10 protein-coding genes are annotated in these 10,456 nt (G+C 57.3%); 2 read left to right on the plus strand and 8 right to left on the minus strand.

Annotated elements, in window-relative coordinates; all coding sequences use genetic code 11:
* Window positions 1-278: 278 nt before the first annotated feature.
* The 8 genes from WG622_RS18965 to WG622_RS19000 form a co-directional block, all read right to left on the minus strand.
* Entirely contained in the window at window positions 279-2,156 is a 1,878-nt protein-coding gene (locus WG622_RS18965) for a bifunctional sugar phosphate isomerase/epimerase/4-hydroxyphenylpyruvate dioxygenase family protein (RefSeq protein WP_339404864.1), read from the minus strand.
* Window positions 2,157-2,159: 3 nt separating this feature from the next.
* Entirely contained in the window at window positions 2,160-3,359 is a 1,200-nt protein-coding gene (locus tag WG622_RS18970) for a Gfo/Idh/MocA family protein (protein WP_339404865.1), read from the minus strand.
* A 9-nt stretch (window positions 3,360-3,368) separates the two neighbouring features.
* On the minus strand, window positions 3,369-4,025 hold the full coding sequence (locus WG622_RS18975; protein WP_339404867.1) for a hypothetical protein: 657 nt from the start codon (window positions 4,023-4,025) through the stop codon (window positions 3,369-3,371).
* Window positions 4,015-5,214, minus strand: a complete 1,200-nt coding sequence (locus tag WG622_RS18980; RefSeq protein WP_339404869.1) for a Gfo/Idh/MocA family protein — start codon at window positions 5,212-5,214, stop codon at window positions 4,015-4,017. Before WG622_RS18980 ends, WG622_RS18975 begins: the two co-directional genes overlap by 11 nt.
* 3 nt (window positions 5,215-5,217) lie before the next feature.
* Window positions 5,218-6,513 carry a TRAP transporter large permease gene (locus WG622_RS18985; protein WP_209357488.1) on the minus strand — a complete coding sequence of 432 codons (1,296 nt, stop codon included), beginning with the start codon at window positions 6,511-6,513 and terminating at the stop codon, window positions 5,218-5,220.
* The gene (locus tag WG622_RS18990; protein WP_339404872.1) at window positions 6,510-7,070 is read right to left on the minus strand and encodes a TRAP transporter small permease; all 561 of its coding nucleotides are present in this window, start codon (window positions 7,068-7,070) and stop codon (window positions 6,510-6,512) included. Before WG622_RS18990 ends, WG622_RS18985 begins: the two co-directional genes overlap by 4 nt.
* 40 nt (window positions 7,071-7,110) lie before the next feature.
* Window positions 7,111-8,115, minus strand: coding sequence for a TRAP transporter substrate-binding protein DctP (gene dctP / locus WG622_RS18995; RefSeq protein WP_370395964.1), 1,005 nt, complete (start codon window positions 8,113-8,115; stop codon window positions 7,111-7,113).
* A gap of 62 nt (window positions 8,116-8,177) precedes the next feature.
* Window positions 8,178-9,272 (minus strand): Gfo/Idh/MocA family protein, encoded by a 1,095-nt coding sequence (locus WG622_RS19000; RefSeq protein ID WP_339404874.1) that lies wholly within the window; start codon window positions 9,270-9,272, stop codon window positions 8,178-8,180.
* A gap of 186 nt (window positions 9,273-9,458) precedes the next feature.
* On the opposite strand from WG622_RS19000, the gene WG622_RS19005 reads away from it, so the two are divergent.
* Together WG622_RS19005 and WG622_RS19010 are read left to right on the plus strand one after the other, a co-directional pair.
* Window positions 9,459-10,130 (plus strand): GntR family transcriptional regulator, encoded by a 672-nt coding sequence (locus WG622_RS19005; protein WP_339404876.1) that lies wholly within the window; start codon window positions 9,459-9,461, stop codon window positions 10,128-10,130.
* Window positions 10,127-10,456 (plus strand): aldolase/citrate lyase family protein (locus WG622_RS19010; protein ID WP_339404878.1); only part of this gene is annotated, 330 nt, incomplete at its 3' end. The genes WG622_RS19005 and WG622_RS19010, both read left to right, overlap by 4 nt.

The raw sequence follows: 10,456 nt of genomic DNA on the forward strand, positions 1-10,456 counted from the left end.
AACTGGCAAAGATCTTTCCCGCACCGCAGCAAACGCGCAAAGCCTGATAGAAAAGGCGCTCGCGCTATGTTCAGCACCGCGCTTTCTGCGTCAGCAACACGTTGTTTTTCCACAGAATCGGCGGGAAGCCGACCTTCGCTGCAGGCGCAATCACTTGAAAGGCGATAACCGAAAACCGACCATCAAAAAAATGCTGCCGGTACGTGAGTCCGAAAGTGCGGGTAATCCACACAAAGTCACTTTTCTCGTCGTTCCCAACGCTAAATCAGATCATTACATTATCGAGCAGGTACCCCCTTTGGCCTTTGCATGCGTTTTTGGGCCGCAATGCGGAAGGGGGCATTGGGGCCACCGAACCCGCGATAGCCGTCTGCACGCTGGATGATTTCAAAGAAAAACCCAGCGGCCGTGGTGGGTGCGTAGCATTGAAAAAAGCTGCCGCTATCGTCTTGATCGTAAAGCACATTGTGTTGCTGCATCTGCGCCAGAAGGCCCGACGGCAAATCAAAACGTGCGGTCAGATCGGCATAGTAGTTTGACGGGATCTCAAGCGTCTCAAACCCTCGTTCTTTGAGGGTCGCAAGTGTGGCAAAGATATCTTGCGTCGCAAGCGCGACATGCTGGACCGAGGCCCCAAAGGTTTCTGCTAAAAAGGACCCTGCCAAGGTGCGGTGTGTGTCGGCCCCATTCAAGGTGACTTTGAGCGCGCCATCCTTGGTTTCCACGACCTGACTGCGCACCAGCCCATCTGGATCAATCACATCGGCGATGGGGGATTTTTGCATGTCAAACAGAGAGGTGTAAAACAGCGACCAGCTTAGCATTTCGTCATAACTCATGGTCTGGGCGAGGTGGTCGATATGCGTCATGCCAGCGCCCGTCGGCGTGGCGTCAGAGGCAAATTCGCGGCTCCAGACCTGATCCATGTCTGCGGTGTCATCCAGCAAATGCATCAACGATCCCGACAGGCCTTTGATCGCTGGAATCGGCAACTCACCGGGTCCCAGAGGTTGCGCAAAAGGGTCCGCCCCAAGCGCTTTGGCGCGCTCGGTCGCCGCTGTGGCATCCGCCACTTTGATTCCCAGATCACAGACGGACGTACCCCGCGCGCTCCACATGCTGGCGGCATGTCCCGAGGTTTCCTCATTTATGACAATGCGAATATCGCCCTGCTGCCAGAGCGTCACCGCCTTGTTGAGATGGGTGCCGACCTTCTCAAAGGCCAGCGCGGACAAGAGGCTTTCAAGATCGCGTGCCTCATCGCCACGGCTGGCAAACTCGACAAAGCTCACGCCCAAGGGCTGCGCGCGGGCAGGGATGGTCGGGCTGTCAATCTCGGGTTCGGCCCGCGCCACATCGTCCATCAGAGCCACTAAAGACCGATAGCCGTCTTGGGCAATCGACTTCGTGTTCCCACCCCGGAACTGATCATTGAAAATCTCAAGGCTGATCGGCCCGCTATAGCCCGTCGCCATGACCGCCTGCATAAACCGTGTGACATCCAGATCGCCTTCGCCTGGCATATTGCGGAAATGGCGCGACCAATATAGCAGGTCCATCTCGATCAAAGGCGCGTCGGCCAGTTGGACAAAGAAGATTTTGTCGCCGGGGATCGAGCGGATTGATTCAGGGTCGAGCTTGCGACCCAACGTGTGAAAACTGTCTAAAATCAAACCTGTATTGGGGTGATCTGCGCGGCGTACAACCTCCCAGGCGTCGCGGTGGTCATCGATGTGACGTCCCCAGGCGAGGGCCTCGTATCCCACACGCAACCCGCGTTTGGCGGCCCGTTCCCCCAGCTCGTGAAAGTCGGCAGCAGAGCGGTCGATGCCCCCGAGCGACTTTGGATGCACGGACGAGCAGATCAGGATCAGATCCGTGCCCAATTCCTGCATCACGTCAAACTTACGTTCCGCCCGATCAAAGGCCTTGGCACGATAGGGTTCGGGTAGGGCCTCAAAGTCGCGGAAGGGCTGAAAGAGTGTGATCTCCAGCCCATGATCGCGGATCATGTTGCCGATCTCGCGCGGACTGGCTTCGTCGGCGATAAAGTCTTGCTCAAAGATCTCGATGCCATCAAAGCCCGCCGCCGCAATGGCTGCGAGTTTCTCTCTGAGGTTGCCAGAGATCGAGACCGTGGCGATCGAGGTCTTCATGGCTTAAGCTCCTGTTATTGAGACCCATTTTCCGTCGGCGGTATTGGATTGCACCGAGGCGTCGACAAAATGCACGCCCGCCGCGCCTTCGCTGACTGTTGGATAGCCAAGCCAGCCTTCGGGCGCTTGGATCCCATCTCGCCGCGCGGCCACGGCCATGGCGAATTCAGTGTAAAGATTGGCCCAGGCCTCGATCAGTCCTTCCGGGAAGCCGCGTCCGGTGCGCACAAAGCGCTCGGTCGCGGGAGATATCCCATGCCCATGGCCACGGGTCAGAATCTGATCGGGCTGGCCGAAGATGTTGAGCCTTAGCTGCTCGGCCTGTTCCATGTCCCATTCGAGGCCGCCGTCTGATCCAAAGATCCGCAGCCTTAGCCCCCCGCGATTGCCGGGCGCGAGGCGTGTGGCCATCAAGGTGCCGGGGACTTCGCCCTCATAGCAGGTGGACATAAACACCGTGTCTTCTAGCGGCTTTGGGCTGCCGCAGACGTGGAATTCGGCTCGCAGATTGGTCATACGCAGACCCGACACGAATTGCGCCAAATGGGCCGCATGGGTTCCGATGTCTCCGACACAGCTTGTGGGGCCAGAAATCTTGGGATCCAGCCGCCATTTCACATGCGGCGCGTCGCCTACGTCTTCGGGCGTCATCCAGTCCTGCATGAATTCCACGTGGATCTGGTTGATTTTGCCCAATTTGCCCGCCGCCACGATCTCTCGCGCTTGACGGATCATGGGGTAGCAGGACATGGCATAGCCGACGGCAAAGACCCTGCCGCTTTGCGCGGTCGCGGCGACTAAGGCGTCTGCTTCGGCGATTTCGTTGGTCAGCGGCTTGTCGCAAATCACATCGATGCCCTGTTTCATAAAGGCTTGAGCGGCTGGGAAATGCATGTGGTTGGGCGTGGTGATCATCACCGCATCTACACCGTCGGCGCGGGTGGCCTCGGCCTTGGCCATTTCCTCAAAAGACGCATAAGAGCGATCTTCGTCAAAATACCATTCAGCGCCACGCGCTTTGGCGCGTTCAGGGTCGGAAGACAGCGCACCGGCAACGACCTCCCATCGGTCACTCAGCCGCGCGGCCATTGCTTGGGTTTGCGAGATCCGGCCACCGCCGACGACCCCCAGCCGTAAACGGCGGCTCAGGCGTGGGAAGGGGCCGTTGAATTCAATCTGATCGGGAAGGAGTTTTTCAGTCATAAGCGGTCTCTAAGCCGGCGGGCTTGCGCCTTCGGGCAGCATCTCGACTGCCATGAAGATCGAGGGGGTGATGGTTTCAAACTGATGCCAGGGGAAATTGCCCTCGGCGTCATACATGGGGCGGTGGGTTGTGCCCGGAGCCATGGGTTCTTCGAGGTAGAGCGTGTTTACGTCCTTCTCTCGACACTGCTGCATTTTGCCGAAACCCATGATCTGGGTGTGAACCTCGCGAAACCCCGGCACGGGGCAGAAGTCGTGATCTTTGTGCAGACCCACATTCAGAGGCACAGAGCCTGAGTGATACATCGTAAAGCCAAACTGCCCGCGCCAGACTTTCTTGGACATGTAATGGCTGATCCCACGCAGGCGCTCTTCGCCGCGCACGTCAAAGGCAGAAGGCCAGGTGGCGCGGACCTTCTCCATCAGGGCGAGCTCGTCGGGGTGGGCGTCGATCCCACCGATGATCACGGCGTGGGTGAGGTTTGACAGCGCAACATCGGCGACAATGACGGATTGCAGATGCGCGAGGGACTGTTCACGTATCTGGATGGGCGTTTCGGACAGGTTCAGCACAATCGCCTTGCCTGAAACCTCATAAGTCGCTTCGTTTTCAATCAGCTGCACCGAGAAAAACGGGTCAGCGAAGTCCAGAGTTTCAACCGACATGAGCAATGTCCTCTTGGAGTGATTGTTCTGATAAAGGGAAATCTTCGGGCAGGATCGCGGGGATCGGGCAGTCGCTGGTGATCTCGACAAATCCGCCCTTTTGAGGCGCCGCTTCGATACCGGTCATGACCTCTAAGACATGTTGAGCAAGCGCTCCGCTGGCGCGCACCGGACGGTCGTCGCGCACAGCATAGGCCAGATCCAAGAGGCCAAGGCCTCGGCTGTCCTCGTTAAAGCCATGGGTGTTTTCGGCCACCAGCCAGTCGCCACGACCTGTCGGGCGCGGCTGGAATTCCCAGCGGGACTCTTTGCGGGTGCGATACCACACAGGCCCTTGGAAGATATTTGCGCCATGCACCGGATCGGGATCGGGAATACAGATCGTGCCGTCTTCGCCATAGATCTCGAACCGGGGCGTTTCCGAGTCCCAGATATCAAAGCTCATGGTCATCGAGGCGATCGCGCCACTTTGAAATTCGAGCATCGATTGGGAATGGGTGTCGACCTCAACATCCATCCATTCTCCATGACGCGGGCCATTCTCGATCATACGTTTGTCGAAGGTTTTGCGGGCCATACCGCTGACGCGAGAGATGGGGCCAAGGAGGAACACCATTGCGGTCAGATAGTATGGCCCAAGGTCGAGCAGTGGCCCTCCGCCGGTTTTGTAGTAAAAGTCCGGGTTCGGATGGTGCCGCTCGACCCCATGGGTGCCGACAAAGGCCATGGCGCCGGTAGGCTTGCCGATGACGCCTTGGTCGATGAGTTTGCGCACGGTCTGCCAGCGACCACCCAAGAACGTGTCAGGCGCATTGCCGACTTTGAGCCCTTTGGCACGCGCCAAATTGAGCACGCGTTGACCGTCTTCCACCGTGGTCGCGAAAGGCTTTTCGGAATAGACATGTTTTCCGGCGCCCAAGGCCTGCATGCTGATCTCGGCATGTACCGCGGGGATCGTCAAGTTCAGCACGCAATCGATCTCAGAATCCGAGATAATCTCTTCTGGCGTGCAACTGCGCGCGATGCCGTATTGGTCCGCCTTGGCGCGGCTTTCCTCGGGGTTGAGGCTGCCGCAGGCGACGACCTCTAGCTCGGGAAACCGCGCGCAGGTCTGCAAATAGATATCACTGATGCGCCCGGTTCCTATCAAACCGATCCGAAAGGGGCTCTCCCCCTTGATTTTACTCATGTTTTACCCCTGGTATCCGAACATGCGCGGTAACCACAGCACGATGTCGGGGATCAAGATCATGGCCAGCAAAGCAGCCAGAAGGATGGCCAAAAAGGCCCAGATTTCACTGATGATTTCTTTCAGCGGAATGCCCGTGACCGCGTTGATCACGAACAAAAGGATGCCATAGGGCGGCGTGATCAGGCCGATCATCGAGTTCACCACGATCAACACGCCAAAGTGCACAAGGTCGATGCCCAATTCCCGGCAGGTCGGGATGAAAAGCGGGATAATCACGAGGATGATCACAGTCGCGTCCAGAATACAGCCCAGAAGCAGCACGAGGATATTGACCAAGAGCATGAACATCAGCGGGCTGATGTCTGCACCGGCAAACATGTCAGAGATCGCTTGGGGCACGTTTTCCTGAATGACGATATAGGTCAGGATCATCGAGGCGCCGATCACCAAACCGACCGAGGCCGCAGAGCGTGCGCTTTCGACAAAGATTTCATAGAGCGTTTTCAGTTTGATCGCGCGGTACAAACCTGCGGCGACCATCAAAGCATAGAGCGCAGCAATCGCGGCGGCCTCAGTAGGTGTGGTGACGCCGGAATAGATACAGCCCAAAAGGATCACGGGCATCAACAGCGCAGGCGTTGCACGCACGGTCAGGCCTGGGATTTCTCGCAGGGGCACCGGCTCTTCCTGACCAAAACCACGACGGTGGGAAATCACAGAGTTCATGCCCATCAGGACCACACCCATCACAAGACCCGGCACGATGCCTGCGAGGAAAAGATCTCCGACAGAGGCGTTAGACACCAGCGCATAGAGGACCATCGGGATCGACGGTGGAATGATCGGGCCGATGGTGGCGGTCGCGGCGGTGATCGCGGCGGCGTAGCCCCGGGTATAGCGGCCGCTTTTGACCATCATATCGATGATGATCTTGCCGATACCTGCAGCATCCGCGACGGCGGAACCTGACATGCCCGAAAAGATCAGGCTGGCGACCACATTCACATGGCCCATGCCACCACGGAAACGACCTACGAGCGCAATACAGAACTGCAAGAGGCGATCTGAAATCGACCCCGCGTTCATGATATTGGCCGAGGCTATGAACAGAGGCACGGCCAGCAACAGGAAACCGTCAAACAGGCGCTGCACCATTGTCGTGCCTGCAATCGCGAGGTCTTGGCCCGAGACGCCCAGATAGACCAGCACACCCACGATGATCGCATAGGCCACAGGCGTGCCAATCGCGGCCATCCCGAAGAGGGCAATCATGCCCATGATCAGCTCAAGGCTCATTGCTTCGCCTCCTCGTCATCAGAGGTATTGCCCACAAGCATGTCGATCTCGGTCTCAGGCGGGCCGAAACGCAGTACGGTATAGATCCGCCACAGGTACCGCAGCGTGACCACGACCATCAGCATCACAAAAGGCGCAAAAAGCCATTTGATCGCGATCCGGTCTCCGGTGATCGGAATGCGGATGGTTTGGATTTTCTTGAGCTCCATCAGGCGGTTGGCAAAAACCGTCTCATAGGTGGCCGGAAAGGCGTATACCATGGCCGCAACCATCAGCAGGGCGGTAATCAACGCCAGAATTTTGCGAACCGGGGGCGGTGCGGCCAGATAAACCACGTCAAAGGTCACGTGATCCTGCTCGCGCACGATGAATGAGCAGCCGAAGAAAATCACGAAAACCCAGAGCAGAGAGATCAGGACAACTGACCAGCCAATCGGCTCAAGGAAGGGCACATAGCGAAAGATAATCTGCAAAAGAAAGGTAATAAAAATCGCCGCCAAGGACATGGCGGCGATAAATTCTGCGCCGCGGGTGAACCATTTTGAAATCGTCTTCATTGCTGGGACTCCCGCGGTATGAGTTTAAGAACGTCTAGGCTTAGTTGCCCAGTGCGTTGATGCGATCCAGAACACCTTCAGGCCAGGACGCTGCAGCTTCGCTGCCAACATACTGAGACTGCACATGGGTGCGGAAGGCCGCAAGGTCTGGGGTGTAGATCTCGACACCTTGGCTGCGGATGAAGTCAGCCAGGTTGTTTTCTTTGTCGAGCTGCTTCAGGCGACCATAGGCGGCGGCTGCATCAGCTGCGCGCTGCACGGTGATCTTTTGATCTGCGCTTAGACCGTCCCATGTTGCTTTGGAAAACGCGATGTAGTTCAGGTCAACGAGGTGCGAGGTCAGAGAGATCTGCTTGGTGACCTCATAGAACTTCTGGTCCACCACGGTTGGCAGTGGGTTGTCCTGACCGTCAATCGCGCCGGATGCAAGAGATGTGTACACCTCAGAGAAGGCCAGAGGCGTCGGGGACGCGCCCAGAGCCGCACCCAGGAATTGCCATGCATCGGTGCCCGGCATACGGAGGTTCACACCTGCCAGATCCGCTGGGGTCTGAACGTCCAGTTCCGCGCGCGTCTGGCGCAGGTTCACGTGGCGACGGCCCAGATACATCACGGACAGAAGCTTCACGCCCAGCTCGTCTTCAACCTTTTGCTTGAACGGATCCATAAGAGGATCGTTGAACACGCGCACCTGATGTGCTGCGTCCTGGTGGACATAGCCGGTCGCGAAAATCGAGAACTCTGGGAAGAACTGAGCCAGTTCTTGCGCAGAGGCAATCGACATTGTCAGGTTGCCAGCGGCAATCGCTTCAAGCTCGGTGCCTTGGGCAAAGAGCGTGCCGTTATAGCCAGCCTGATAGTCCGCAAAGCCTGCAACCATTGGCGCAAAGACTTCTGCCATCGCCACAGAGCGCTGGTCGGTCTCGGAGCCGGATGTCGCCAGCGTAAAGGTCATGTCGGCGGCGTAAGTTGGCGTTACGGCGCCTGCTAGAATGCCGGTTGCGGCCAAGGCCGAAAACACAGCGCGGCGGGTCAAGGTCATCATGGTATATCCTCCCAAATTATACGGCGCCTCTCTGGCACCTGACCGTTTCTTTCGTCTCTCTGTCAATTGCCCTCTTCCGGAAGCGGTAAATGAACCGTCTCACCAGAAAGGGCTGCAGTTTGAATGGCTTCGATCACGCGCAGCGTGCGCAGGCCTTCTTCGCCCGAGACCAGAGGCTCGGCGGTTCCGGCAATGACCTCGACCAAATGTTCGATTTGATTGAGTAGCGGATCGGTGCGTTCACAGGGCATCGAGGCCGCTGAAATCGGTGACCACCAATCACGCTCTTCTTTGTGGGTCCACAGACGCAGATCCGGGATCGACAGGGATCCATGCGAGCCGCCAATCAAATAGCAACTCTCGGGTGCGTTGGGATACACAGGGTATTCCTTGGAGGTCATCTCCCAGCTCCAGGGAGCGACGACGCCATCAGAAACAGACACGGTCGCAATGGCACCAGTGTCAAATTTCAGCACTGCAGAAGCCACGTCTTCGTTCTCAAACCCACGCTCTGACGGCGCGGCCTGGGCTTGAACCGAGACAACCTCGCCGCAGAAATGGCGCATAAGATCAACGTCATGCACGAGGTTCACAGAAATCGGACCCGCGCCCTTGAGTTTGCGCCAAGGGGCGGTGTCGAAATAGCCGTCGGGTTTGTAGAACCAACAGGTCACCTGCAGGGCACGGACTTTGCCAATGCTGCCGTCTTGGATCAGACTATGGGCCTTGCGAATGATCGGATTGTGACGGCGATGGTGGCCAACCAATAGGGGCACCTCGGCAGCGCGCGCCTCAGCCACCAGCTCCATCGCGTCTTCAACTGAGGTCGCCAGAGGCTTTTCCACCATCACAGGCGTGCCTGCGCGAATGCAGGTTAGGGCCTGCTCCACATGCAGGCGTGTTGGGGTGGAAATGATCACACCGTCGGGATTCTCCGAGGCCAGCATTTCTGGCAAATCGGAAAAGCACGGAACGCCAAGCGCATTTGCCGCCTCTTGCCCTTGGGGGCTGGGGTCTACGACCGCGACCAACACGGCTTGGTTTAGTTGCGCAATGGCTTCTGCGTGGCGCAGGCCAACCAGCCCAATCCCCGCAATCGCCAGACGCGTTTGCCGCGTCGTATTATTATCTAATTTGTGGACTGCGCTGGCGCTCACAAACTTTCCCCCACTGACTACCACACTCGCAGATTCGCTGCGTCTGACCGACACTAGGTGTTAAAAATGATAAAAGCAATAATATATGATATTTTTTAAAAAAGATGATTTTTGCTTTTCTTGATGATACTATGAGAAGCTGTTAGCCATTCCTTAAGAACCCAAGTGAGTCAGGCGGTGAGAGCCATGTCCAAACAATCCGTGACCGTCGGCCTGTCGACTTATGAAAAGATCAAGCACGACATCATCTTTGGCATTCTGGAACCCGGCGCGAAGCTGAAGCTGGAACATCTCAAGACCCGCTATGAGGCCAGTGTCTCGACCTTACGAGAAACGCTTAACCGTCTGACAAGTGAGGGATTTGTCTCGGCCGCAGAGCAACGCGGGTTCTTTGTTCCGCCGGTTTCACCCGAAGATCTGACCGAGATCGCGAACCTTAGGGTTCTGCTCGAATGCCACGCGTTAAAAGAGTCTGTCGAAAACGGCGACACTGAGTGGGAAGCCAATCTGGTCGCGGCCCATCACAAGCTGAATGTGATGGAGAAACGTATGCTGGCAGGCGATGATTCCGAGAAGGAAACCTGGAAGCGGTTTGACTGGGAATTTCATCTGGCGCTTATTCAGGCCTGTAATTCCCAGAACCTCTTGTCGCTGCACTCGACGCTCTATGACAAATATCTGCGCTATCAAATGTTGGTACTGACATACCGTGGCGAAGAAGCCGTGCAGGAACACCGAGATATGTTTGATGCGGCCCTTGCGCGCGATGGTGACGAAGCCGCGACTGTGCTGAAACGCCATATTCTGCGCGGTCTGGAACATACCCTGGCCGCCATGAGAGCTGAGGAGGCGTCATGAAGAACCCAAAGAACCTTTTCAAAGCGGGGCTGAAGGCCGGGACGCATCAGTTCGGTATTTGGAACTCTATCGGCGAAAGCGGCGTCACAGAGATGCTGGGCAATGCCGGCTATGACTGGGTTATGATCGACTGCGAACATAGCCCGATTGAGGCCACAGCCGCTCTGCCAGCCCTGCAAGCGCTGGCGGCCTATCCTCAGACCTCGGCAGCCGTGCGGGTTGCCGGCAATGACACCGTGCTCATCAAGCGCGTTCTCGATTTGGGCGCGCAGACCATCATGGTGCCCTATGTGGAAAGCCGCGCCGAGGCTCAGGCCGCCGTTGAT

The sequence above is a fragment of the Cognatishimia coralii genome (assembly GCF_037478305.1).
In the GTDB taxonomy this organism is placed as follows: Bacteria; Pseudomonadota; Alphaproteobacteria; order Rhodobacterales; family Rhodobacteraceae; genus Cognatishimia; species Cognatishimia coralii.